Below are 24747 nucleotides of genomic sequence, written 5' to 3'. Positions count from 1 at the left end.
GGTCGAGGGCTTTGGCGTAACCGTCTGCTTCGATGACACGAAGCGTCCCGCCCTGCATCGGGATTTCCCCAATGGTCATCAATGATAATCTTACGCTTGTACGGAAATAATACCAGCCGTCACGGCCACTTGGCCGGGCGCGGGCAAGGGGAATCGGGCAAATCCGCCCCCAGATCCAATGATCGGATATAGCAGACATTGACCTGGGTCCGGGCCAGCCGAATGGCATCCAGATAGTCCCACAGGATGGCCTTGGCCTCGGCCCTGGTCAGCCCCGCCTTCTCCAGGCTGGGATCGGCCATGGACCCGGCGGCGGCGATTCTGGTCCAGCCTTTGGGGGCGGTGACGTTGACCACGCTGGCCGAGCTTTCCAGGTTCTTGTATGTCCAGAAGCTCCAGCCAAAGCCGTAACGCTCGTTCAGGCGGTGATAATCGCGGTTCCAGGCGTCCTCGGCCTCGCCGGCCTCGCCCAGCAGAATGGGCACCCGGTTCAGCCTGGAGAAGTTGACGTAATCCTGGATGGCGTCCAGCCCGGTGGTGGACCAGAACTGGTGATAAACATAGACCAGATTGGGGGCGAAGGGCGGGCCGAACGGCCCCATATTCTGGTCCCATTGGGCGGCGGCCAGGAACACCAGCTGGTGGGGGGCCACCTCGCGGACCGCCTGGGTCAGCTCGCGATACAGGGGCTCAAGGCCGGAATTCAGCAGGTCCTCGTCGTTATAGGTGCTGATGGGCTCGTTCAGCAGTTCATAGCCCAGCACGGTGGGGTCAGCGCCGTAGCGCCGGGCGATTTCCCGCCATAGCGCCGTGGTGCGGGCCTTTTCGCGCGGCAGGTAGAAGACCAGGGGAAAGCCGGTGCCGTCGTCGTGATTGACGCCGGTCTGGCCGCCGGGCGCCGCGTGCAGATCGATGATGACGCGAAGGCCCGCCTGGCGGCACCAGCCCACCAGCCGATCCAGCAGAGCCCAGCCGGGTCCTTCGAACCGGATGGGCTGGTTGCTGTCGGATCCCAGCCGGTCATTCTGAGCCAGGAACAGGCCGTAATGCAGCGGCACGCGGATTGTGTTGAAGCCGGCCTTGGCGATGAGGCGAATATCGTCTTCCGCCACCCAGCGGTCCCGGAAATCGCTCCAGAACGCCCAGGCATCGTCGGGTCCCAGCAGCAGCTCCATCAGCTGATGGATTTCCCGGGGCGCCTTGGCCTTCTTGAACTTGAACAGATAGCCTTCCGGCATCAGCCAGTTGCCCAGCGCAATACCCCGGATCAGAAAGACATTGCCATCGGGCGCGATCAGGTCGCGGCCCCTGGCATGGATGAATCCTTCGGCCCAGGCCGGCAAGGTCGTCGCCAGCACCAAAAATCCAGCCGTGATGAAGGCCCGCAGTGTCATGCGTTCTGATTAATCCTTGCCGCCCCAAGGCGCAATGCTGTTATATCGGTCGTAGCCTAGCCCCGCGAAGGCGGCGGCGGCGGCGGGCATGAGCCAATCACCATATCCGCCACGCAACAGGCTTCACCGTGCCCGAGCTTAACGCCCTTTACCTTGTGATCGTGCTGATGCTGATCGGACTGGCCGTAGGCCGGCTGGGCCTGATGCCGTTCGTCGCCCTGCTGCTGGGGGCCGCCCTGTTCGGGCAATTGGCGGGCAGCTCGTTTCCCTGGGCGGCCAAGGAATTCAACATGGGCTTCGGCCAGACCCTGGCGGCGGCCGGGCTGGCGGTGGTGGCGGGCGCCATGCTTTCGGTGGCCTGGAACCGGGCGGGCGCCGCCCTGTGGTGGCGGCCCAGGCTGGACGGCCGGTTCGGACCGTTGCTGGGAATGATCGGCGGCCTGCTGGCCGGTCTGGGCGGCACGCCCCTGGCCGGTCTGGCGGCTGTCACCCCCATCGCCTGGGCGGCCGGCAAGGCGCGGGGCCGCGTCGGTCTGGCGCTTGCTTCCGGCATCAGCGCGGCCCATGGCTGCCTGGTGCCGGCGCCGCTGCCCATCGCGGCGCTGGCCATTCTGGGCGGCGACTGGCGTTGGGGGCTGGGCTTCGGGCTGGCGGCGGCGCTGGTCCAGGCTTTGGTCGGGCTGTGGCTGGCCGGGCGGGCCGATGACTGCGGCGATGCGGACAACACATCGGCGCCGCCCAATCGCCGGGCCGGCTGGGCCGGCCTGGCGGGCGTCATCATCATGGTGGGGCTGGTCATCGGCCATGCCTTGGGCCAAATCCCCGCCGAGCCGTTCGGCGGCGGCAATACGCGAGAAAACATCCTGGGCCTGGGGCGGCCCATGCTGCTGCTGTTGTTCGGACTGGGCGGCGCCCTGGTTGTGATGGGGGCGTTGGGGCGCCAGGCACTTGGCTCCGACGGCTGGCTGGCCGAGGGCGCCCGGCGCTCGGTCGGCGTGCTGCTGGCGGTGGGGGCCGTCGGCGGCTGGCAGATGAGCCTTTACAATACTGGCATGGCGCCGCTGCTGGCCGAGCGGCTGGCCGGGCTGCCGACAGTATTGGGGCCGGCCCTTCCCTTCCTGATGGCCCTGATGGCCCGTGCCCTTCAGGGTTCGGCGCTGACGGCGACGCTGACGGCGGCCGGCATCGTGCAGCCCTTGCTGGTTCCGCTGGGCTTGACCGGGGGCGACGGCGCGGCCCTGGCCGCCGTGGCGGTCGGCGCGGGGGCCATGGCGGCGCCGCATCTCAATGATGGCTTCTTCTGGCTGGCCGCCGATCATGCCCGTCTGGGCGTGGCCGGGGCGCTGAAGCGGATCAGTCTGGGAATCCTGGCGCAGTCCCTGGCGGGGCTGGTGGTGCTGATGGCCCTATGGGGCCTTGTTCACTAGGAATGTGGAGGGCAGCGCGTTGTTTGTTAGCTAGAGCGGTTTCACGCCGAGCGGAATCGGTAGAGGATTCCCCCTGAGGTCATTTTGTGATTCAACATCTTCGGTAACAACGCTCCCGAGGATGATGCGATGACGTGGCGCTCAGGGCAGTCCTATTCTCAGGACTTGCGCGATAGAGTTTTGGCGGCTGTGGACAGCGGCATGAGCGCCTACGAGGTGGCGCCGCTGTTCCGGGTGAGCGTTTCGTACATCTACAAGGCCCAAGGCCGCCGCCGGGCCACCGGCGAGACGACGGTGAAGCCACGGCCTGGGCGGCCAGGACAGAAGCTGGCGGCTCACCTTGAGGCGTTGCAGGCGCAGATCAAGGTCGAGCCCGATGCCACGCTGGCTGAGTTGCGCGCCTGGGTTCTGGCCGAATTGGGCGTGTCGATCAGCGTCGGCGGCCTGTGGAACACGCTTGAGCGGCTCGACCTCAGTCTGAAAAAAAGAGTGCGCATGCTGCCGAGCAGGAACGTCCCGACGTAGCCGAAGGACGCATCGCCTGGCGAGCCGAGCAGCCGGCGCTGGACCCAACCCGCTTGGTCTTCCTTGATGAAACCGGGGCATCGACCAACATGACCCGGCGCTACGGACGGGCGCCGCGCGGTCAGCGGCTGCTGGCTGCGGTGCCGCACGGTCATTGGAAAATGACCACCTTCGTCGGGGCGCTCCGGCATGACGGAATCTCCGCCCCCTTCGTCATCGACAAGGCGATGAATGGCGCGATCTTCCTGGCCTATGTCGAGCAGGTCCTGGCTCCGACCTTGCGGCCCGGCGACATCGTCGTAATGGACAATCTGCCCGCCCACAAGGTGGCAGGGGTCAAGCAACTCATCGAAGCCCGAGGGGCCACCCTGCGGTATCTGCCGCCCTACTCCCCAGACCTCAATCCCATCGAGCTCGCCTTCGCCAAGCTCAAGAGCCTGCTGCGAAAGGCGCAAGCCCGCACCATCAACACCTTATGGGACGTGATCGGAAAACTCATCGACCTGTTTCCGCCCGAGGAATGCGCCAATTTCTTCGCCCACGACGGATATGGACGCTCGATGTGAAAATGCTCTAAACAACGCTAAGGCAGAACTGTTCGGGAACATGGCCTTCATGCTGCCCGACATGCTCTCCACCTCCGACCGCTATCCCCCCGGAAGCCGCCATTTGTCGGGAACGTCCGCTGTAGCCCCCTTGTGCCAAATCCAGCCATCCTGCCTGCGGCCAGTGAGCCTGCCCCCCAGCCCCGTCGGCGTTGGGGCATGCACACATGTCGGTCGTCCCCAATACAGGGGTGCGCCCAGCTTGGTGTGAGCGTTATCCGCACCAGTCCTGCCGGGATCGCTGCGCTTGTCCGATCCGCGCGAAATCCTCTGGTCGGCACAATAGACATATGCTGCGACTTCAAGGAGATCGAGGAGAACGTCGGGAATGTTGCTCAACAGAGCCTTGTTCAGATCCTCGATCCTCAGGTTCACATTCTTGGACGGCCCCTGGACATCGAGTTGGATGACCTCCACATCAGCGGCGGCCCCAGGATCGTTTTCGCCTCCGCACACGATGCTATACTGAGACATGGGCGCTTCTCCTGACCGACAGTTCGCTTCTTATTTTCTCGAAAGCCGTGTAGGAAAAATTGGAGGCATCCTTGCGCGACAGGTTCTTCCCCTGATGGAACCCATGGTTTCCAAGCCAGTCCTTGGCATAGGCCCGCATGATGACCGTGGTTTCCTCGCAATGACGCCGCACAGCCCCGTCAAAGGCGACCATATCGCCGATCGAGTGATTGATCTTGTCCGGGCCGATGTGCTTGGGCATTTCACGGTCAAGGAAATACTGGATGTTGTGCTCAACCAACCGGGAGAAGAACCGCTGCGACAAATCACCGAAGCGATCGGGGGCATCCAGGCTCGCGAGTGTCGTTCGCTCATCCTCCCTGGTCGGCGCCCACAGGGAAGGCAGGCGATCCTGGACAACGCCGTACAGCGCGGCAATTCCCGCCTGCTTGGCCATTTCCCCCAGGTCCGTCACGCCCTTTCCACCCTGGCGCTGCACGGCCTCCACGGCGGCGTCAAATCCGGCCACCACGTCGGTGACGGTCGGATTGGCGGGAACGGAGATTCCCAGGGCGCGCAGTTCCTGAGCAAAATTCGGTGACCGGGCTGCGTGTGGGATTTTCATGAGCAGCCAGATCGCCTCGATCAGAGCCGGGTCCCGAATTGCCTTCATGAGCGACTTGTCCGAGGCATCGGCCACGGCGTCGGCAAGCTCGGCGACGGAGATATCCCCCGCTGCCACGTAGCCGACGATTTTGCGCCAATCCCTCGACGAGGGAAGACGCCCAAGCCTGACGTGGCCCATGCTTTTTGCGCCCCTTCGGTCGCATCCACGGTTGTCGCCGACACCCACACTTCCACCACTTAAAATACCCCCATCAATCGGACCGTCAAGGATGTTTTTGACATTTCTTGTCCGCCACCATATAGTAGGGAAATGAGATGGCCCGACACGGAGCATCCTCATCCAACCACGGTTGCGAGGCATTGACCGACATGATGAACTTGGGAGCCCGTCTGCGCGCAGCCAGGGAACGTCGCGGCATGAGCCAGCAGGCTGTCGCCGACACCCTCGGTCTTCCCCGCACCGCAGTGACCAACATGGAAACCGGCAATCGCACGGTGTCCACCCTCGAACTGGGCCGCCTGTCGGAGATTTACGGACAGCCTGCCGCCTTCCTTCTCGGCGAGGATGAACCCGGCGCCGAGGACATTTCCGTGGTGCTCCACCGCGCCCTGCCCGAAATGGGCCAGACGCCGGAAGTCGATCAGGCCGTCACCCACATCATCGACCTGTGCCGGGAGGGTGCCGGCCTCAAGCTCATGCTGAACCAGGCAACCGAACAAACGGTCCCCGACTACTCCGCCCGAATGGCCTCGTCAGGCGATGCGATTCGCCAGGGCCAGCAGGTAGCGCAGGAAGAGCGCCGACGGATGGGCCTTGGCAACTCCCCGCTGGGCAATATCGCCAGCATGATAACCGAGCAGGGAATATGGGCCGCCGCCTCGGACCTTCCCGACAGCCTGTCGGGATTCTTCGTCAAGCACGCCTCGATCGGACTGGCCATCCTGGTTAATGATCGCCATTGGCCGGTGCGCCGACGCTTCTCCTACGCCCATGAATACGCCCATGCGCTATTCGACCGACAGGCTCCCGTCACCACGACGCGGCGCGAGAATTCTTCAGAACTAATCGAGAAGCGGGCGAACGCATTCGCCGCAGCCTTCCTGATGCCGGCGGAAGGGGTTGTTGAGCAGTTGGCGCAACTCGACAAGGGGCGGCCCAGCCGGCAGGCCCAGGTCATTTTCGACGTCGCCAACAATGCGTCCATCGAGGCGGAAATTCGCCCCCGTCCCGGCTCCCAGTTCATCACCTATCAAGATGCCGCCGCCCTGGCCCGGCACTTCGGTGTCAGCTACGAGGCGGCGGTGTGGCGCTTGAAAAGCCTGGGCCATATCGGCCAGGGGGAAACTGACGCCCTCATCGGGCAGAAGGACGTCGGCAAGCGCTACATCAAGCTGCTGGGATTCCTGGACATCCTCGACGAAGGCGAAGCGCCACAGGCGAACGAGGTCGAATTGCGCAACCAGCTGACCCGGCTGGCGCTGGAGGCGTACCGCCAGGAAGAAATCTCCCGCGGACGCCTGTCCGAAATCAGCCGCAAGCTGGGCATTGATCCGGCGGAAATGATCGACCTTGCCGAAGCGGCCTGCGCAGGCTGACCCGGAGCGAACGAATGTCCTCTGGGGTCATCATCATCGCGGACACCTCCGTCCTGATCAATTTCCTTCGAATCGACCGGATGGATCTGATAGGGGCGCACCCGTCGGCGTTCGTGGCTACCGAGCATGTCGCGGTCGAGATATCCGATAGCTACCCCGATCAACATGCGCGCTACCGTGCCGCGGTGATAGCCGGATACCTCTCCGAGCAGCGCGTCGATGACCCCACCGAGGTCGAACTGTTCCTGAGGCTCCGCCAGACACCGCGCCTGGGCACGGGGGAATGCTCTGCCATCTCGGTCGCGCTGAATCGGGGACACCGGCTGGCCATTGACGACAATCGCGCCATCAGCCGGGCGCTCCACGAGGCAGGATTGGCGAAACGGACTCTGGATATCGTGCGAACGCAGGATATCATCGTCACCCTGATCCAGGCAGAAACCCTAACTGTCGAGGCCGCCGACACCATCCTAGAGGACTGGGCGAGCAATAACCGGTTCAAGCTGAAGATTTCATCCTTTTCCGAAATCACCTGATCACAAGGTTTCTGGAAGGCGGTTTCGCCCGAAGTACACTCAACGCAAAGAATCCACCACCGCCGGCAAATGAACGCGAGGAGGTACCGCACTCATGAACATAATGAGGTCCTTCAAATGCGAAAGCTGCGGCGCCATCACGAATTGCCGGATTGGCATGTCCAATCGGGCCGAGCAGCCCCTCCGGTTCTGCTGTCCGGACTGCGGACAGCCAATTGATATCGTCATTGGCGGGAAGCACGCGGGGGTTTCCGGTGCCAGCGAAATAGAGGCCATGGGGCCGTTCGACGACGGAACAAACTTTGTCGATCTGCACTTGGATTTTCCGGTGCATTTCGGCAAATACGTCATGGGCGATACGCCATTCATGCGGGCAGTCAGCCGCATCGGAGCAGAGAACATTCACCTTCACAATGCTCGACTGCAGCGGCTTGACGCGACATACACAACGTTCGGCTTCTTCGAGACCCTGCTGAAGCTTTACGTCCGCGAGCGTTGGGTGCCCTTCAAGAATGCTATCGAGAGGCGGTTCGACGGCACCGTAGTTTCCGACAAAATGCAGGATCGGAATGCGGCTCTCTATGACGTCATCGCCGTGACGATGTGGCCCTTCGCAAAGCCGGGGCAAGCGCTGGAGGATATCGAGCAGTACATGAAAGTGCAGTTGCACTTAGCAAACACCCAAAAGCTTAGCTTCGGCGCCTTCATCGACGAGATCCTGGATACCGGCTTCCTAAAGAATATGCAGGTGGCCTGCCTTGGTATTTATCCCCGGATCCTCAAAGCTGAGCTACCATTGCGGCCCGCTTTATTCCTGGACTTCGACACTGAATACCAAAATCAAGCCATTCCAATGCGGATTTCAGCCGATCAGTTCGATACCTTCAAGGACCTGTATAAAGACATCACCGAGATCATCTCTAGGCAATTTGTCCTAGTTGCCGGCATCAACAACCTGCTCAAACGCGGCGACCACAATGCATTCAAGCCTGAGATCGGCCTAACCAAGTCGGGCAGGGACCTCACACCTAACAGCCTGCATGCCTTTGCGGATGTGGCCTTTGGTCAGAAGGACGACCTTATCGATGACAACTGGTTTTCATTTGGTGATCAGGCCGCCGACAACCAGCTAAGGAACGCGATCGCGCACTGCAAAACGGATTACGACGAGATCACTCAGAATATTACTTATCACCCTCGCAAGGAGGGCATGAGACAGGAGAAGTCGGAGGAGATCTATTTTATCGAATTCATGCGGAGAGTGCTTATTGCCTACCGGGAAATGAACCGCCTCCACCAGCTAATTAAGTCGCTCTTCTATTATTATTACCTCATCCATGCCGCGGAAAATTCGGGATGATTTTCTTGTCAGGTTCAGGAATCGCTGGAAATTTTGGCCTGCCGCGTATCACCTGGGTTTCCTGGCTGACCGAATTGACGACCTTTCTGGGGCCGAGGCCGTAACCCGCCTGCGCAGGATTTCGATTCCTGATGAGTCCATGGTGAGTCCATGGCGATTGCCCAAACGCAAAAAGCCGCCCCTAGGGGCGGCTAATTGTTTGATATTTCTATCTAATTTGGTTGCGGGGGCAGGATTTGAACCTGCGACCTTCAGGTTATGAGACCCATATTTTGTGTTTCTCGGGACTACCACGCACCCCTCACATTTTCGCATTTCTTCAACATATCAAACCGATAGGCCATATCGAGACCACTCTCGCTTTCGCACCACCCCGCTACATTTTGTGCCTCATTGAGTCCATGAGGAGTCCATGGATCGATGGCAATGAGCGCAGGAGCATCGGACCACAGGGTGCTTTCCATACGAGCTCTTGCCTGCGTCACGACTGCGTATTACATATGTGAAAGTCTGTGTCACAAGACTGGAACGCTCCGCATGTCCACCCCCACGATCACCTTCCGGGTGAAGCCCGATCGGCAACATGCCGTCCGCGAACTCGTCAACGCCATCAAGGATGATCCGGGCATGACGGCAGCCATGCTGGAATTCATCCGCACGCGACCGTCCTTGGTTCCGGGAACTGGTGGCGACACGGCGATCCGCAACATCGGCCCGTTCCGCAACGAGGACGCGGCGTTGTCCTTTCTGGTTGGACGCCTCAAGACGGCCCTGCGCCCGGTGGCGCTTTTCCTGTTCGGCAGCCGCGCCGCCGGATCGGCGCGCCCGGACAGCGATTTCGACCTTCTGGTCATCCTGCCCGACGACGAAAGCGGCCCCCCGGACTATTTCGCCGCCTATGCGCCGGTGGCGGGCTGCGGCATCGGCGTCGACGTCGTGCCCTGCCGCCTCGCCGATTTCGAGGCTGAACGGCAACGGCCCGGCACCATTGCCCATGCGGCGGACAGCGCAGGCCGGTTGCTGTATGCCAGCCCGGGCTCTCCCTTCCGTGACCGCTGGCGCGGTCAGGCGGTCAGCCAATGACAAACCGGCGCCTCTCCGCCCTGATGACCGCTGCCGAGCGCGACATCGAAGCCGCGCGACGGTTGCTTCCCGAAATGCCCGATCAGGCGATCTTCCATGCCCAGCAGGCGGCGGAGAAGATGACGCGGGCGGTCTGCGAAGGCGAAGGACTCGCCGTCGGCCGCACACACAATATCGGACAGGCCGCCGGCTCCCTTCCCGACGGCCATGTTTTCAAGGAGGATCTTCTGGGCCTCGACAATCTGTCGGCGGCAGCCACGGCGTGGCGCTACCCCAGCCCCGGCGGCTGGTTCCCGGCCATGCCCGATCCGGGCGATGTCGAGGCCGCACTGGCCGACATCGAGGCGCTGCTGCCCGAGATCCGCGACTGGCTGTCCGAACGATAATCGCGGGAGGTCATCGTCGTGACATTGCCCCCGCCTTCCGACGATGACGAGATTGCCGCGATCCGGGAACGCCTTGTCGCGCTTGATGCGGAACGGACGGCCTTGGAAAGCAGGCTTGCCGGTCTCCTGACGCTTCAGATGGAACGCCCGATCCCCGCGCCGCCACCCTCCTCCTCCACTGCGGGGACGATGACAGGGACCGCCTCCCCCGCCATCAAGATCGCTCTGTTCCGGTCGCTATTCCGGGGGCGCGAGGATGTCTTTCCGAAGCGCTGGAGCAATCCCAGGAGTGGCAAATCGGGCTATTCACCGGCCTGCGCCAACGAATGGGTGCCGCGCCTATGCGGCAAGCCCAAGGTCAAATGCGGAGATTGTCCAAACAGGCACTTCCTGCCTGTGACCGATACCGTCATCGCTCAGCATCTTCGCGGCGAGGGATCGGATGGGCGGGACTTCATTATCGGTGTCTATCCGATGCTGGCTGACGAGACCTGCTGGTTTCTCGCCGCCGATTTCGACAAGAAATCGTGGCGGGACGACGTCGCTGCCTTTCTGGAAACCTGCCGGATCAAAAACATCCCGACGGCGGTGGAGCGATCCCGATCCGGCAATGGCGGACACGTCTGGATATTCTTTGCCGAACCGGTTCCGGCCGGACTGGCCCGCCGTTTGGGTGCCCACATCCTGACCGAGACCATGGAGCGCGCCCCCGAGCTCGGCTTCGATTCTTACGACCGCTTCTTCCCCAACCAGGACACCATGCCGGCCGGCGGGTTCGGCAACCTGATCGCCCTGCCCCTGCAGCGACGCCCCCGCGAGGCCGGCAACAGCGTCTTCCTGGATGACCAATTCGAACCCCATCCCGATCAATGGCAATACCTGTCGGGGGTCCGAAGAATGACGCTGGCGGAGGTCTCCACCCTGACCGACGAGGCCAGCCGCCAGGGCCGCATCCTCGGTGTCCGCCTGCCCATAGACGACGATGACGAGGAGCCGTGGCTGGCACCGCCATCCCGGCGCAAGCCTGAGGCTCCGGTCAGCGGCCCCTTGCCGGAAACGGTCGACATGGTCCTGGGTAATCAGGTCTACATCGACCGCACCGCCCTCCCCCCGGCCTTGGTCAATCGCCTGGTCCGTCTGGCGGCATTCCAGAACCCCGAGTTCTACAGCGCCCAGGCCATGCGCCTGCCCATCTTCGACATTCCCCGCATCATCGGCTGCGCCGAGTTGCCATCACACCATGTCGCCCTGCCCCGAGGATGCCGTGATCAGGCAGAGGCCCTGCTCACCTCATTGGGAATTGGCATCCGTTGCCGTGATGAACGCTATGTCGGCCAACTGATCGATGCCAACTTCACCGGTACGCTGACACTGGAACAGCAGGCGGCTGCCGATGCGCTGCTGCGCCACGACACCGGGGTGCTGGCGGCAACCACGGCGTTTGGAAAGACCGTGGTGGCCGCGCACCTCATCGCCGCCCGCAAGACCAACACGCTGGTTCTGGTCCACCGTCGGCAGCTTCTCGACCAATGGATTGCCCGGCTCTCCACCTTTCTCGATCTACCGCCCAAGTCCATCGGCCAGATCGGCGGCGGAAAGCGCAAACCCACCGGTATTGTCGATGTTGCCGTCATCCAAAGTCTGGCCCGCAAGGGCGAGGTCGATGACATCGTCGGCGAGTACGGCCATCTGATCATCGACGAGTGCCACCATTTGTCGGCGGTCAGCTTCGAGGCGGTGGCCCGGCGCTGCAAGGCGAAATACGTCCTCGGCCTGTCGGCGACCGTCACCCGCAAGGACGGGCATCATCCGATCATCTTCATGCAATGCGGTCCGGTGCGATTTCGAGTCGATGCGAAGCGGCAGGCCGCCCAGCGCCCGTTCGGGCACCGGGTCATCCTCAGACAGACCGGGTTCACGTTGCCCGTCGGGATGAACGGCGACCGGCTCGCGATCCAGGATGTATACAATGCCCTGGCCAGGGACGAGCCGCGCAACACCATGATCTTCGACGACGTGCTGAAGGCCCTGGAAGGCGGGCGCTCGCCGGTGGTCCTGACCGAACGCAAGGAACACGCTCTGCTTCTGGCAGAACGGCTGTCGCGATTTGCCCGGAATGTCATCGTTCTGCACGGCGGCATGGGGGTGAAGGCCCGGCGTGCGCAGGCAGAACAGCTTGCCGCCATCGCCGACACCGAGGAACGGGTGCTGATCGCCACTGGCCGCTACATCGGCGAAGGATTCGACGACGCCCGCCTCGACACCCTGTTCCTGACCATGCCGATTTCCTGGCGCGGAACCCTGGCCCAATATGCCGGCCGCCTGCACCGCCTTCACCCTGGCAAGCGGGAAGTCATCATCTACGATTACGTCGATGAGGCCGTCCCGGTACTGGCTCGCATGAGCGGCAAACGGATCAAAGGGTACGATAGCCTCGGATATTCGGTCGGAAAAACACAACCATAGACTGCGCGTCCATCGTCGAGCCGTTCAGTCGAATTACCTGAAGGTCGTATCTCGGCAAGCCGCAGAAACGCTGGAACTGCGGCGGCAGCCCTTCGACCGAGAACCGAGGAGGGTTCATAGAACTGCGGAAAATAGCGGATTCCTGCGGGATTGATCGAAAATTCATCCACCGGAAACCCGTACCCAGATTTTCGCTCCTCTGTCACTCTGCTTCGCAGGATTTCGCTCTGCTACTTCCAGATTATGAGACCTATATTTTGTGTTTCTCGCGCCTTCCAAACACCCCGCACGTTTTCGCTTTTTCCCGCCATATCAAAGTGATAGCCAAGTTCCAGCCCCCTCGCATCTTCGCACCCCACCGCAGCATTTTGTGCCCTCATGAGTCCATGGGGAGTCCATGGATGAATGGCGGTAAGCAATCTCCAATCGCATCATCGCCAAGCCTCTGAATCCTGATTGCGAGCGGCTTCGAAAGACTCCGCACCACTTCGACAACCCATTGATTCAACTTGCTTATCTATTCAATCACCCTTCAGTGTGGTCCGCAAGAAGGCCGCGCGCCGCCCACCGTAACCACCTGAAGGCCCCTGCCCCATGCCCAAGATCACCAAGAGAATTGTCGAAGCGGCCGAGCCGCGGGAGAAGGACTACATCATCTTCGACAGCGATCTGCCCGGCTTCGGCATCCGCATCCTGCCCAGCGGCAAGCGCTCCTACATGGTGCAGTATCGCGCCGGCCGGACCTTCCGGCGAATGTCCAAGCAGGAACTGGCCAAACTCGGCGAGGTGCTGCGCCAGTGCGAACTGACCGGAATCGAGAGCCAGTCGGCCATCAACGCCATCCGCCTGCTGATCTTCACCGGCTGCCGACTGGGTGAGATCATGACGCTGAAATGGGACTTCGTCGATCTGGAGAACAGCGCTCTGCACCTGCCCGATTCCAAAACCGGCGCCAAGACGGTCCACATCGGCGCAGCGGCGGTGGACGCCCTGTCCAAGTTCGACCGGCTGCCCGGCAACCCCTGGGTCATCACCGGCACCCTGAAGGATGGCCTGGAGGCCATTGGGCTCACCGAGATGATGGCCTTGCTGGGGCCGAGGCCATGACCCTCCTGCGCAGGATTTCGATTCCTGATGAGTCCATGGTGAGTCCATGGCGATTGCCCAAACGCAAAAAAAAGCCGCCCCGATCGGCGGCTAATTGTTTGATATTTCTATATAATTTTGTTGCGGGGGCACGCCACCATTTGCCGCGAACCCTATTTCTCCGCACAGCGTAAGCTGGCGGTAGAGGTGCGCAACCCGTTGGTATCTGACCGCTGTACCCCCGGCAACCGCCACTCGGCTGGAGCGTCCGCTATGGCCCAGTTGTGCCAATTTGAGACTGTGGTGGTCATGGATCAGGCCGTGTATTCGCGCATCAACGCGTCAAGCCCCGCAATGACTGCTTGGGACTGCTCCTCCAGCCTCTGATAGCGGTCACGGGCTTCCGAAAGCTGTTGCTTTTCTAGGGCGATCAGCACATTGCGACCCGTAGTGTGGACCGGGCGGTGCAGGTCAAGCAGCTTCTTGAAAGCAGAAAGCGCCATCATGTGGTCGTCGGTGACATTGTCGTACCAACGGCCCAGACGGCAGGTGTGGTGGGTGCTCAGTTCCGACGGCAACAGCGCGACCTTGCCCTCCACCGCGTCTGCGATTCGTCTGACGAACTGCCGGTGATCCTCCTTGGTCGTCTCCAGTAGGCGGCCGATACTGCTCTTGGAAAGGGAATCGACCTTGGCAGTGGGCAGGGCTCCTTCGACGAAGTGCATATGGTAGAAGGCATCGGTTGCTGCCGAGATCTCGGCGCGAATTTCCACTCCGTCCCCTGGAATAACGAGCAGGACACTTGCCCCACGGGCCAGGGCCGAACCGCTAGGATTGGTGACCATGGCGCCGCCCTCAGACAGGTCATGGATCTGGGCCGTGATTACGCGTCCCCCTTGGCGGATCTCTGCGTCTAACATGGCAGCCCGGCGGGGACCCTTGCGCCGATTGGCGAATTCCGAGGAGGTACGTACCGCCTTAATCAGCAGCTTGCGCATACCGTTCAAGGATTCGTCCATGCGCACGGCACTTTCGTTGACCGCAACCGAGGCGTTGTCAGCCTTGGACACGCTGTCCTCAACCGAGCGCATGCGCCGCTTGACCTCTTCCGCCTGCTCAGCGGTGACCCCCACAGTGCGGGCGATCTCGCTAGTCGCGGCGGTCTGCTCCTCCACAGCCGCAGCGATGCCAGAGCTTACTTCCTCCATGCCATGGATCGCCTCAGACACAGTCGCCATCATGGCGGTGGTGTCGTTGGCGACCTCCTGGATGGTAGTAATTTTTTCGGTAATGTCCTCGGTAGCCCGTGCCGTCTGGTTGGCTAGATTCTTTACCTCGTTGGCCACCACCGCAAAGCCTTTTCCCGCCTCCCCCGCGCGGGCCGCCTCAATGGTAGCGTTCAAGGCCAGCAGGTTGGTCTGGGCAGCGATGTCGCGGATTAGGGCTAGGACGTCGCCGATCTCCTGTGCAGCTGAGCCCAACCGGACGATCACATGACGGGCGTCGCTCATGCTCGCCGCCGCCGACTGTGCGGCAGTCGAGGAGCGTCCAACCTGGGCGGAGATCTCGGCGATGGAGGCGTGCAACTCTTCCGCCGCCGCCGCTACTGTCTGTGCCGAGCACGATGCACTTTCCGCTGAGGATGAGGCGATCTCGGCGTCGGCGCTCACCTCCTGGGTGACACTTGACATAGTATGTGCGCTGTTAACTAGATCCTCAGTCAAGTGGGCGACGCTTTCCAGCGTGTCCGCCACCTGCTTATCGATCCGCTCGACCATGACGCCGATCCCCTGTTCCGCCTGTTCCAGGCGATGACAGGCGACATTGATGGCCTCCACATAGCCCCGGTAGTCGTTGTTCATGCCTTCGGGCCGGATGGTCCTCTTGAACCGGCCGTGAGAGGCCGCCTCCAGGGCGCCCCTGACCTCGCGTGCGAATGCTTCTACCTTATCGGCGGCAGCGTTGAAGTTCTCGCTCAGGGCATGGACGTCTCCGCCATCCGACAGCCAAACCATGCGGCTGTTGAGGTCGCCGTCTGCTAGGGCAGCCAAGGCCCTGGAGGCCTCACTCACGCGGGCAGCGCTCCTGCGGTTCCACAGGATTGCGGCCCCGGTGAGGGCGGTAGCAACCATGGCCAGGACCCCGGCCATGGTGTTGCCCGCCACAAGGCAGGCGATTCCCGCCAACATGGATGCCAGTCCAGCGGCGAGGCTCGCCGCGAAGGATTTAGAGAGAGAAGACAAGGTCTTCATAGGTCCCGCCTGCGCCAATGAATTTTCGATTGAGCATGTCCAGTCCTGCCGCCGCTGCGTCTTTGGGATTGCCAAACTTGGACTCTTCCTGCTTCAGCTCGCGATAAACCTCGGTGACGGTCTGCACAGCTTTGCGGATCGGGGCGCGGCGGCTGGAATGGAAGCCGATAATGGTGTTGTCCGCACCGAAGGTCGGCGTTACGTGGGCGAAAACCCAGTAATGGTCGCCATTCTTAGCCCGGTTGATAACGTAGGCAAAAATCTCGCTACCGTCTTGGATGGTGTCCCACAGCAGCTTGAACACCGCGCGCGGCATGTCTGGGTGGCGGAGGATGTTGTGGGGGCGCCCCAAGACATCGTTCTCCCTGTATCCAGCAATGTCGAGGAAGGTGCGGTTGGCGTAGGTTATCCGGCCGCCAGGATCTGTCTTACTGACTACGATGGCATCTGAGGCCAGAAAGCGTTCCTTACCGGTCAGTACGAATGTTTGTGGCTGAACCATGTGTCGTCGATCTCAACAGGAAATCCGCTGGAACCGCCCGTTTCGCCGAGCGATAGCCTAGGGTGTTGACGGTATATATCCTTCGCATCAGGGAGGGGAGTCAATGGATTGGTGCGTGGTCACCCCCACTTTGTGCCATGACGAGATGCCCACGTTGTATGCCTAGATCAACCCTCCCAAACTGGTCGGGGAAAGCAGACAGAAGGCTTGTTACGGTAGGGGAGCAGGGGTAGGCCTTAGCATAGGGGCGAGCCCACATCTTTCGTTTACATTCCATTTCTCGCAACCCCAAACCCCATTCATTTTTTTGCGGTACCATCCCGCTTGTGTATCGCGTGGGATTGTGAAAGCGCGCCGAATGGCATGGGGCATCTCATGGAAGAAAATAACGTCTCGTTGGAGAAAAACGACAAAACCGACAACTTTCTTCTGAACAAACTGGCCGAGGCTCGGCGGAACGTCATTTTCCTGCGCGACCGTCTTAAGGCTATGGGGGCGCTAACGCCAGTTGCCATTGCCTCTCTTGATCAAGCCGACGAGGCATATAGGGCATCAATTGAAATGGCGAGAAATATTAAATTCCTCCAGGCAAACACTGTTGCGAAGCTCGAAGCGCTTATGAGCAAGAGACATGACAAGTAAAACACCATAGAATATGGAAACTTTCTCTGAATAGAATGCTTTTTAGAGAGGAGTTTCTCAGATATGGCGCTCATTTTGTCAGTGAAAATCGATGTATCAATCCGCAAATCCCTCATTCTATAAATAATAACGTTATTCTTCATTGTGATTTTTGATAGCGCTGAAGCTTGTGTGATGGCTGCTGGCTCCATTATTGCCCCCCCGTCAGCCACGTATGCTATTGGACAGTCGGAGATATAGGGCGCAATGACATTTAAAAGATTCGACTCTGAAGGCGTTGTTGTTCTGCTGATCGATGATGACAGAACGACGATGATGCTGCTGTCGAAGGTTGTTGTCGCAATGGGAGCAACGGTGCTAACCGCTTCCGATGGAGCGCGAGGGCTGTCCCTGGCGCACGAGCACAAGCCGACAGCCATTATCTGCGATTATCATATGACGCCGGTCGGAGGTGCTTCCTTCCTGGCTGGGCTGCGAAATTCATCCGAAGACGATGTTTCAAAAATCCCGGTCATCATGTTTACCGCCGAAACCGACGAAGCGACCATGGCAAAGCTGAACCTACTCGGCGCCACCGAATGCATCACCAAACCGTTCAATCCGAAGGGGCTCTCCCAGACGCTGTACGCGGTGACCCATGTCTGCCACATGAGCTCATTGGTTGAGCCCCCCGATTTCCCCTGCCTTCCCAATGCGCAGGGCTGGAAAGACCCTGGGCAGGATGCCCTTCCCGAGTGGTCTCAGGAAATGTCGGTTGGGAATGACACCTTGGATGCCGACCACAAAGCGTTCTTTGAATTGGCGAGGAATATTTCGGAAGCCCTCCGCCATAAGGATGATAGCCACTTTACGATCGCTAGTTCCATGAACATGCTTGGGGAATATGTCGCAGGCCATTTCTACCGCGAGGAAAATGCCCTCAGAGCCCTAGGCTATAACAATCTGGCTCAGCACCATCACAAGCACAGGATGTTTCATGGTCGTATCAAGGCGATAGCGGAAGCCTACCAGCATGGGACATTTTCCGTTGTCGACAATCTGCCATCTTTGGTCACCGAATGGCTTCGCCAGCATATCATGGTCGAAGACATGCAGTATAAGCGCTGGATGAGAGATTCCGCCGTGGACAACCGTCCTCTTGGTCTTCTGGCATTGGAGGCTGAAGATAAATATTCAGCCTAAGAGCCTGCATGCCTGCATGCCTGCGTGACCAAGGTTCTTGGCTGTTGGACGACGAGAATAAGGGCGGCTCAATCTTTCGGATGAACGATTTGGATCATGCTGGGCCATTTTGTCGCAACAAGGCAGGCGACCGCAGTGGCCCCGGCCACTGTTTGTCAGCGAGAACGTCCGCTAGGCATGTTCATTGCCAATTACGGCCATCTAGCCATTAATTGTCACCGTTCCCCCCCCCTGTTCTGCTGCGGCAGCTCCTCAATGGCGGCGTCGAACACCATGGCCCAGATCTCCCACATCCAGCCATCCACGGTGTGCTGCCGCTAGACAAGATCATTCCCACCAACGAGCCGCAGCTAGGCGGCAATGCCATCAGTGACGAGGCGGCGGACGAGGGTGACGACCTGCTGACTGGCTCATGAGGGTCAGGTAGAGCCTGTTGGCCCCGGCTCAGCATGTAACCGCTGTCCCTCCGACAGCGGTCACTCAGAATCCGCGTACCCATCCGGTGAAGGCCACAGGGGGGCTGATCCTTATGCCGCGACGGCTGGGACGGTGGCCTTCCGCCAGTTCCAGGGTAATAGCTCGCCGAGGCGGCTGGCCGGGTGATCCGCGATGCGGCGCAGCACATCAGCGAGCCACGCTTCGGGATCGACGTCATTGAGCTTGCATGTAGCGATGAGGGTATAGACGGCGGCGGCGCGTTCGCCGCCACGGTTCCGATCCTGCGAATAGCCAAGCCTTCCTGCCGACCGCAATTCCTCTCAGCGCTCGCTCGGCCGCGTTGTTGGTGAGGCAGATCCTGCCGTCTTTGAGGAATCGGGCGAATGCGTCCCATCGCTTCAGCATGTAATCCATGGCCTTGGCTACGTCGTTGTGACGGGACAATCGGGCGCGCTCCCGGCGCATCCAGGCTTCGAGGTCATCAACCAGCGGCTGGGCGTCCCGTTGGCGGTGTGCCAGCCGCTCCGCGACGGTCAAGCCGCTGATCGCCCGTTCGATGTCGAATATCGCGTCGATCCGCCGCACCGCCTCCAGCGCCAGCGGCGCGATCGGCTTGGCCGAGGCGACGTGCTTGGCCACGTCGGCCAGGACGAAGAACTTGCGCCTGGAATGAGCCCAACACATCGCCTCGGTAATCGGGCCGGGTCGTCGATTCGGATCGTACAGGTCGTTGTAGCCGGCATAGGCGTCGGCCTGCAGGATTCCGGCATAGCCGACGAGATGCCGGGTCGGATGCTCGCCCTCCCGATTGGCCGAATAGTAGAACAATGCGGCCGGCGGCGCTGGCCCGCCAAAGGGGCGGTCATCGCGGACATAGGTCCATATCCGGCCGGTGACGGTCTTCATCTTGGCCAGCACCGGCACCGTGGTGTCGTCGCCATGGACGCGATCCCCGGCAAAGATGTGGTGGCGGATCAACTCGACCAGCGGGCTCAAGGTGGCGGTGGCGGCGCCGATCCAATCGGCCAAGGTGGAGGTGTCCAGTGCGATGCCCTCGCGGGCGAAATCGCCGCTCTGGCGGTTGAGCGGCAAGTGGTTGCCGAACTTGCCGTAGAGGATCATCGCCAGCAGGCTGGCGCCGGCCCGGCCTCGCGCGATGGGATGGAACGGTGCCGGCGGCTGGGTGATCGTCTCGCAGGAGCGGCAGCTGAACTTCTCCCGCACCGTCTGGATCACCTTCCATTGGCGCGGCACCACCTCCAGCGTCTCGGTGACGTCCTCGCCGATCTTGACCAGCTTGCCCCGGCAGCACGGGCATTCGCTCGGCCCCGGCAACACCACCCGCTCGCGTGGCAGATGGGCGGGGAGCGGTGCCCGGACCGGCTTTTTACGGCTGAAGCTCCGCACCACGCTGGTGTCCTGGCCAGCCGCCGCTGCCGCGGCTTCGGCGGCGCATTCGTCCTCGGTGGCTGTCGCCTCCAACTCTTCAAGTTGGAGCTCGAGCTGGTCGAGCAGCTTGGCCCGCTCCGCCGATTGGCCGTACTTCTCGCGCTTCAGCTTGGCGATCTCAAACTTGAGATGGGCAATCATCGCCTCCATGCCCGAGTTCAAAGCACGGGCGGCGCGAAGCTCGGAGCGCCCGGCCAGAACCAGCGCCTTCAGCGCGGCAATGTCATCGGGAAGATCGGCGGGCTCGGTGTCCATGCCCGAATTTTGCCCCAACCACGCCGAAAAAGTCGTGGGGAATATTGCTCATCACATTGAATTTATTCATTGAATCTGGCATTATCGGATTGTTCGATGGAGCTTCAACCGGCGGCGACCGGACGCCAGGTCGATTGCGGATTGCGCCAGTCAATACCGTCGAGCATGTAGGCCAACTGCGCCGAAGTGATCGCCACGATGCCGTCGGTCGGCGATGGCCAGATGAATCGGCCGCGCTCCAGCCGCTTGGCGTAAAGCGACATCCCGACCCCGTCATGCCAGATGATCTTCAAAAGATCGCCCCGGCATCCGCGAAAGGCAAAGAGATCGCCAGCATGGGGATCGCGCCCAAGTCCCTGCTGAACCAGCAGCGCTAGGCCATTCATGCCGCGCCGCATGTCGGTCCGCCCCACCGCCAGCCAGACCCGGACGTTGCTCGGCACCGGGATCATCGGCCGAGCGCCTTGACCACCGCAGCCGCCAGCTCCGGCGGTGTCGATGCAGGGATCCGGATCCGCATGTTGGCGAACTCGACCTCCATCACCGCCATGCTGGCCGAGACAGGGTGAGCGGCGGCCACGACTTCGTCCGCCATCACCACTACCGGCGCGAATTCGGGCGCCGCGATACCCTCCTGGCGTCGCCAACGATAGATCAGGCTCGGGCAAACATCGGCCTGCCGCGCCACCTCCCTGACCACCGCGCCAGGCGCGAACGCCGCCGCGACAATCGCGCGCCGCTCGCCTTCGCTCCAACGCCGCCGCCGCTCAGGACCCGACAGGATATGGACTTGCCCCATGGCATATTCTCCAGCACCGGTGCAAACCACGGTGTTTGCACCGGTGCTGATTACGTCAGATCACGCGGGCGCGCGGTAGGTGGCCTTCACCGGACGGGTACGAATCCGCCACCTATATCACACTTCCAATTATCAAACTCCTGGACCAGATCGTGCTGTTCCATCTACGCGCCTGCGCAGGATTTCGATTCCTGGTGAGTCCATGGTGAGTCCATGGCGATTATCCAAACGCAAAAAGCCGCCCCTAGGGGCGGCTAATTGTTTGATATTTCTATCTAATTTGGTTGCGGGGGCAGGATTTGAACCTGCGACCTTCAGGTTATGAGCCTGACGAGCTACCGGGCTGCTCCACCCCGCGGAAAAGTTTTAGGCCCGGTTTTTGACCGGGCCTAGGCGTTTGTATCGTGATTAGGTTTACTTACATTCTTGGAAGACCTGGCAGCGACCTACTCTCCCGTGCCTTAAGACACAGTACCATTGGCGCTGGGGATTTTCACGTCCGAGTTCGGGATGGGATCGGGTGCAGGCTCCCCGCTATAACCACCAGGTCGTCGAAGAATGTAAGGTTTTTCTGATCCGCGTGCAGCGCTGTATTTCGAAGAGTGTCATTGATATCGGGCTTGCCGCTAGTTAGGAGCGATCAAGCCGATCGAGCTATTAGTATGGCTTAGCTTCATGTGTTACCACACTTCCACACGCCACCTATCGACGTCGTGGTCTACGACGGCTCTGATAGGGAAACCTTGTTTTGAGGGGAGCTTCCCGCTTAGATGCTTTCAGCGGTTATCTCGTCCGTACGTAGCTACCCGGCAATGCCATTGGCATGACAACCGGTACACCAGAGGTACGTCCATCCCGGTCCTCTCGTACTAGGGACAGGTCCTCTCAAGTTTCCGACACCCACGGTAGATAGGGACCGAACTGTCTCACGACGTTCTAAACCCAGCTCACGTACCACTTTAATCGGCGAACAGCCGAACCCTTGGGACCTGCTCCAGCCCCAGGATGTGATGAGCCGACATCGAGGTGCCAAACCTCCCCGTCGATGTGGACTCTTGGGGGAGATCAGCCTGTTATCCCCGGCGTACCTTTTATTCGTTGAGCGATGGCCCTTCCATGCGGGACCACCGGATCACTATGACCGACTTTCGTCTCTGTTCGGCTTGTGGGCCTCACAGTCAGGCGAGCTTATGCCATTGCACTCGACAGCTGATTTCCGACCAGCTTGAGCTCACCATCGCGCGCCTCCGTTACTCTTTAGGAGGCGACCGCCCCAGTCAAACTACCCACCATGCAGGGTCCCGGGCCCGGTTTCACGGGTCGCGGTTAGATACCAGGAAACAAAAGGGTGGTATTTCAAGGATGGCTCCGCACCAGCTGGCGCCGATGTTTCATAGCCTCCCACCTATCCTACACATTCATTCCCTAGTACCACTGCAAAGCTGTAGTAAAGGTGCACGGGGTCTTTCCGTCTAGCCGCGGGTACTCCGCATCTTCACGGAGAATTCAATTTCGCTGAGTTGGTGTTGGAGACAGCGGGGAAGTCGTTACGCCATTCGTGCAGGTCGGAACTTACCCGACAAGGAATTTCGCTACCTTAGGACCGTTATAGTTACGGCCGCCGTTTACCGGGGCTTCAATTCAGAGCTTGCACTCCTCCTTTTAACCTTCCGGCACCGGGCAGGCGTCAGACCCTATACGTCGTCTTACAGACTTCGCAGAGCCCTGTGTTTTTAGTAAACAGTCGCCACCCCCTGGTCTGTGCCACCTATCCCTACTTGCGTAAGGACAGGTACCCCTTATCCCGAAGTTACGGGGTCAATTTGCCTAGTTCCTTCAACACCATTCTCTCAAGCGCCTTGGTATACTCTACCAGTCCACCTGTGTCGGTTTCGGGTACGGTCTATACGCTGGAGTTATTTCCTGGACCCTCTTCGCTGCACCCACAATCCGATAAGCAGGTACAACTTACGAAGGTCGTCACTTCCAGCAGGCCCACGAATATTAACGTGGTTCCCATCGACTACGCCTTTCGGCCTCGCCTTAGGGGCCGGCTCACCCTGCGCGGATTAGCCTTGCGCAGGAACCCTTGGACTTTCGGCGAGAGTGTTTCTCACACTCTTTGTCGCTACTCATGTCAGCATTCTCACTTCCGATACCTCCAGCGCCTCTCACGATGACGCCTTCGCAGGCTTACGGAACGCTCCGCTACCACGTGCCTTGCGGCACATCCGCAGCTTCGGTGTATGGCTTGAGCCCCGGTACATTTTCGGCGCAGGATTGCTATTAGACCAGTGAGCTATTACGCTTTCTTTAAAGGATGGCTGCTTCTAAGCCAACCTCCTGGTTGTTTTGGCCTTCCCACATCCTTTCCCACTTAGCCATAACTTGGGGACCTTAGCTGGCGGTCTGGGCTGTTTCCCTCTCGACAATGGACCTTAGCACCCACTGTCTGTCTGCCAGATAGTACTCACCGGTATTCGGAGTTTGGTTAGGTTTGGTAGGTCTTTGGGACCCCCTAGCCCATCCAGTGCTCTACCCCCGGCGGTATTCGTCTGACGCGCTACCTAAATAGCTTTCGCGGAGAACCAGCTATTTCCGAGTTTGATTGGCCTTTCACCCCTATCCACAGATCATCCCCGACTTTTTCAACAGGCGTGGGTTCGGTCCTCCAGTGGGTGTTACCCCACCTTCAACCTGTCCATGGATAGATCACTCGGTTTCGGGTCTAATGCATGCAACTCGACGCCCTATTCAGACTCGCTTTCGCTGCGCCTACACCTACCGGCTTAAGCTTGCTGCATACACTAACTCGCTGACCCATTATACAAAAGGTACGCCGTCACCCTTCAAGAGGGCTCCGACTGCTTGTAGGCATTCCGTTTCAGGTACTGTTTCACTCCCCTTGTCGGGGTGCTTTTCACCTTTCCCTCACGGTACTAGTTCGCTATCGGTCACTGAGGAGTACTTAGGCTTGGAGGATGGTCCCCCCATGTTCAGACAGGATTTCACGTGTCCCGCCCTACTCAAGGCTGATACTCGGTTTACTCCTACAGGGCTATCACCTGCTATGGCCCGACTTTCCAGACGGTTCAGATTATGTAAGTACCAGCACTGGCCTGGTCCGCGTTCGCTCGCCACTACTAACGGAGTCTCGGTTGATGTCCTTTCCTCGGGCTACTTAGATGTTTCAGTTCGCCCGGTTCGCCTCCTGAACCTATGTATTCAGTTCAGGATCACCTTACGGTGGGGTTTCCCCATTCGGATATCCACGGATCAAAGCCTGCTCTCGGCTCCCCGTGGCTTTTCGCAGAGTGCCACGTCCTTCATCGCCTCTCAGTGCCAAGGCATCCACGAAATGCCCTTATTGCGCTTGATCGCATCCTAACCAGGGACAAACCCGATAGTCAGGACACTCTTTACTTGAGAAATTCAGCGATACCACTCATGCAAACCAAACCATCACTGGCTCGGCCCACATGGCAGATCAGAAAAACCTATTCACGATGACAAAGAGCCTTGCACCAAGCATGGTGCAAAAGCCTTCGACAATGTCGACGGCAAGGAAGTACCACTTCCACACGAATGAACCAGAGCAAGCGCATCGGCGATCCACCGTCTCCACCTGTTTGGTGGAGCCAGTCGGGATCGAACCGACGACCTCAAGCTTGCAAAGCTAGCGCT

18 protein-coding genes, 2 tRNA genes and 2 rRNA genes (1 of these 22 cut by a window edge) are annotated in these 24747 nt (G+C 60.3%); 11 read left to right on the top strand and 11 right to left on the bottom strand.

Features of this window, described 5'->3' with window-relative positions; translation table 11 throughout:
- Positions 1-119: 119 nt before the first annotated feature.
- A complete protein-coding gene (locus MGMSRV2_RS18515) occupies positions 120-1394 on the bottom strand; it encodes a glycoside hydrolase family 5 protein (protein ID WP_024081909.1) in 1275 nt (424 codons plus the stop codon).
- 128 nt (positions 1395-1522) lie between these two features.
- Between MGMSRV2_RS18515 and MGMSRV2_RS18510 the strand changes: the two genes are divergently transcribed.
- Both MGMSRV2_RS18510 and MGMSRV2_RS18505 read left to right on the top strand, forming a co-directional pair.
- On the top strand, positions 1523-2821 hold the full coding sequence (locus MGMSRV2_RS18510; protein WP_024081908.1) for a GntT/GntP/DsdX family permease: 1299 nt from the start codon (positions 1523-1525) through the stop codon (positions 2819-2821).
- A gap of 129 nt (positions 2822-2950) precedes the next feature.
- Positions 2951-3912 (top strand): IS630 family transposase gene (locus tag MGMSRV2_RS18505; RefSeq protein ID WP_144084247.1). Its coding sequence is split into 2 segments (ribosomal slippage): positions 2951-3299 and positions 3299-3912, totalling 963 coding nucleotides; the frame shifts between segments, so codons are not numbered across the junction.
- A 499-nt stretch (positions 3913-4411) separates the two neighbouring features.
- Here MGMSRV2_RS18505 and MGMSRV2_RS18495 read toward each other — a convergent pair.
- A complete protein-coding gene (locus MGMSRV2_RS18495) occupies positions 4412-5209 on the bottom strand; it encodes a hypothetical protein (RefSeq protein WP_024081906.1) in 798 nt (265 codons plus the stop codon).
- Between the two features lie 137 nt (positions 5210-5346).
- Between MGMSRV2_RS18495 and MGMSRV2_RS18490 the strand changes: the two genes are divergently transcribed.
- From MGMSRV2_RS18490 to MGMSRV2_RS21750, 7 genes are all read left to right on the top strand, one after another.
- On the top strand, positions 5347-6627 hold the full coding sequence (locus MGMSRV2_RS18490; RefSeq protein ID WP_024081905.1) for a helix-turn-helix domain-containing protein: 1281 nt from the start codon (positions 5347-5349) through the stop codon (positions 6625-6627).
- Between the two features lie 14 nt (positions 6628-6641).
- Positions 6642-7163: a PIN domain-containing protein gene (locus tag MGMSRV2_RS18485; protein ID WP_024081904.1), complete on the top strand. Its 522-nt coding sequence runs from the start codon at positions 6642-6644 to the stop codon at positions 7161-7163.
- 157 nt (positions 7164-7320) lie between these two features.
- On the top strand, positions 7321-8523 hold the full coding sequence (locus MGMSRV2_RS18480) for a hypothetical protein (protein ID WP_041634834.1): 1203 nt from the start codon (positions 7321-7323) through the stop codon (positions 8521-8523).
- 537 nt (positions 8524-9060) lie between these two features.
- Positions 9061-9606 carry a nucleotidyltransferase domain-containing protein gene (locus MGMSRV2_RS18475; protein WP_024081902.1) on the top strand — a complete coding sequence of 182 codons (546 nt, stop codon included), beginning with the start codon at positions 9061-9063 and terminating at the stop codon, positions 9604-9606.
- A gap of 23 nt (positions 9607-9629) precedes the next feature.
- On the top strand, positions 9630-9992 hold the full coding sequence (locus tag MGMSRV2_RS18470; RefSeq protein WP_068504234.1) for a HEPN domain-containing protein: 363 nt from the start codon (positions 9630-9632) through the stop codon (positions 9990-9992).
- An 18-nt stretch (positions 9993-10010) separates the two neighbouring features.
- Positions 10011-12458: a TOTE conflict system archaeo-eukaryotic primase domain-containing protein gene (locus MGMSRV2_RS18465; protein WP_024081901.1), complete on the top strand. Its 2448-nt coding sequence runs from the start codon at positions 10011-10013 to the stop codon at positions 12456-12458.
- A 594-nt stretch (positions 12459-13052) separates the two neighbouring features.
- The gene (locus MGMSRV2_RS21750) at positions 13053-13565 is read left to right on the top strand and encodes an integrase family protein (protein ID WP_024081900.1); all 513 of its coding nucleotides are present in this window, start codon (positions 13053-13055) and stop codon (positions 13563-13565) included.
- 293 nt (positions 13566-13858) lie between these two features.
- On the opposite strand, the gene MGMSRV2_RS18455 is transcribed toward MGMSRV2_RS21750, so the two are convergent.
- Both MGMSRV2_RS18455 and MGMSRV2_RS18450 read right to left on the bottom strand, forming a co-directional pair.
- Complete coding sequence (locus MGMSRV2_RS18455; protein ID WP_024081899.1) at positions 13859-15796, bottom strand: methyl-accepting chemotaxis protein; 1938 nt, start codon at positions 15794-15796, stop codon at positions 13859-13861.
- Complete coding sequence (locus tag MGMSRV2_RS18450) at positions 15771-16298, bottom strand: PAS domain-containing protein (RefSeq protein ID WP_024081898.1); 528 nt, start codon at positions 16296-16298, stop codon at positions 15771-15773. Before MGMSRV2_RS18450 ends, MGMSRV2_RS18455 begins: the two co-directional genes overlap by 26 nt.
- 375 nt (positions 16299-16673) lie before the next feature.
- Between MGMSRV2_RS18450 and MGMSRV2_RS18445 the strand changes: the two genes are divergently transcribed.
- Positions 16674-16940, top strand: a complete 267-nt coding sequence (locus tag MGMSRV2_RS18445; RefSeq protein WP_144084342.1) for a hypothetical protein — start codon at positions 16674-16676, stop codon at positions 16938-16940.
- 246 nt (positions 16941-17186) lie between these two features.
- The gene (locus tag MGMSRV2_RS18440) at positions 17187-18122 is read left to right on the top strand and encodes a bacteriohemerythrin (RefSeq protein WP_024081896.1); all 936 of its coding nucleotides are present in this window, start codon (positions 17187-17189) and stop codon (positions 18120-18122) included.
- 527 nt (positions 18123-18649) lie between these two features.
- Here the strand turns inward: MGMSRV2_RS18440 and tnpC are convergent.
- The 7 genes from tnpC to MGMSRV2_RS18405 all read right to left on the bottom strand — a co-directional run.
- A protein-coding gene (tnpC, locus tag MGMSRV2_RS18435; RefSeq protein WP_144084341.1) for an IS66 family transposase occupies positions 18650-20264 on the bottom strand; the annotation gives its coding sequence in 2 pieces (ribosomal slippage) (positions 18650-18832 and positions 18834-20264; 1614 coding nt in all).
- 104 nt (positions 20265-20368) lie between these two features.
- Positions 20369-20716, bottom strand: coding sequence for an IS66 family insertion sequence element accessory protein TnpB (gene tnpB / locus MGMSRV2_RS18430; protein ID WP_024081891.1), 348 nt, complete (start codon positions 20714-20716; stop codon positions 20369-20371).
- Complete coding sequence (gene tnpA, locus MGMSRV2_RS18425; RefSeq protein WP_024081890.1) at positions 20713-21063, bottom strand: IS66-like element accessory protein TnpA; 351 nt, start codon at positions 21061-21063, stop codon at positions 20713-20715. The genes tnpB and tnpA overlap by 4 nt, the downstream gene beginning before the upstream one ends.
- A 281-nt stretch (positions 21064-21344) precedes the next feature.
- Positions 21345-21421, bottom strand: a tRNA-Met gene (locus tag MGMSRV2_RS18420).
- A 75-nt stretch (positions 21422-21496) separates the two neighbouring features.
- Positions 21497-21611, bottom strand: a 5S ribosomal RNA gene (gene rrf / locus MGMSRV2_RS18415).
- An 88-nt stretch (positions 21612-21699) separates the two neighbouring features.
- Positions 21700-24442 (bottom strand): 23S ribosomal RNA (locus MGMSRV2_RS18410).
- 251 nt (positions 24443-24693) lie between these two features.
- Positions 24694-24747, bottom strand: a tRNA-Ala gene (locus tag MGMSRV2_RS18405) (it continues 22 nt past the right edge of the window).

The sequence above is a fragment of the Magnetospirillum gryphiswaldense MSR-1 v2 genome (assembly GCF_000513295.1).
Taxonomy (GTDB): Bacteria; Pseudomonadota; Alphaproteobacteria; order Rhodospirillales; family Magnetospirillaceae; genus Magnetospirillum; species Magnetospirillum gryphiswaldense.
This window is presented reverse-complemented; position numbering and strand designations above follow the sequence as displayed.

Bases quoted from the DNA above. Each gene is read 5' to 3' on its own strand.
- MGMSRV2_RS18455 (WP_024081899.1), bottom strand. From the start codon at position 15,796: ATGAAGACCTTGTCTTCTCTCTCTAAATCCTTCGCGGCGAGCCTCGCC.
- MGMSRV2_RS18470 (WP_068504234.1), top strand. From the start codon at position 9,630: ATGACCGCTGCCGAGCGCGACATCGAAGCCGCGCGACGGTTGCTTCCC.
- MGMSRV2_RS18450 (WP_024081898.1), bottom strand. From the start codon at position 16,298: ATGGTTCAGCCACAAACATTCGTACTGACCGGTAAGGAACGCTTTCTG.
- MGMSRV2_RS18475 (WP_024081902.1), top strand. From the start codon at position 9,061: ATGTCCACCCCCACGATCACCTTCCGGGTGAAGCCCGATCGGCAACAT.
- MGMSRV2_RS21750 (WP_024081900.1), top strand. From the start codon at position 13,053: ATGCCCAAGATCACCAAGAGAATTGTCGAAGCGGCCGAGCCGCGGGAG.
- tnpA (WP_024081890.1), bottom strand. From the start codon at position 21,063: ATGGGGCAAGTCCATATCCTGTCGGGTCCTGAGCGGCGGCGGCGTTGG.
- MGMSRV2_RS18490 (WP_024081905.1), top strand. From the start codon at position 5,347: ATGGCCCGACACGGAGCATCCTCATCCAACCACGGTTGCGAGGCATTG.
- MGMSRV2_RS18485 (WP_024081904.1), top strand. From the start codon at position 6,642: ATGTCCTCTGGGGTCATCATCATCGCGGACACCTCCGTCCTGATCAAT.
- MGMSRV2_RS18445 (WP_144084342.1), top strand. From the start codon at position 16,674: ATGGAAGAAAATAACGTCTCGTTGGAGAAAAACGACAAAACCGACAAC.
- MGMSRV2_RS18495 (WP_024081906.1), bottom strand. From the start codon at position 5,209: ATGGGCCACGTCAGGCTTGGGCGTCTTCCCTCGTCGAGGGATTGGCGC.
- MGMSRV2_RS18480 (WP_041634834.1), top strand. From the start codon at position 7,321: ATGTCCAATCGGGCCGAGCAGCCCCTCCGGTTCTGCTGTCCGGACTGC.
- MGMSRV2_RS18515 (WP_024081909.1), bottom strand. From the start codon at position 1,394: ATGACACTGCGGGCCTTCATCACGGCTGGATTTTTGGTGCTGGCGACG.
- tnpB (WP_024081891.1), bottom strand. From the start codon at position 20,716: ATGATCCCGGTGCCGAGCAACGTCCGGGTCTGGCTGGCGGTGGGGCGG.
- MGMSRV2_RS18440 (WP_024081896.1), top strand. From the start codon at position 17,187: ATGACATTTAAAAGATTCGACTCTGAAGGCGTTGTTGTTCTGCTGATC.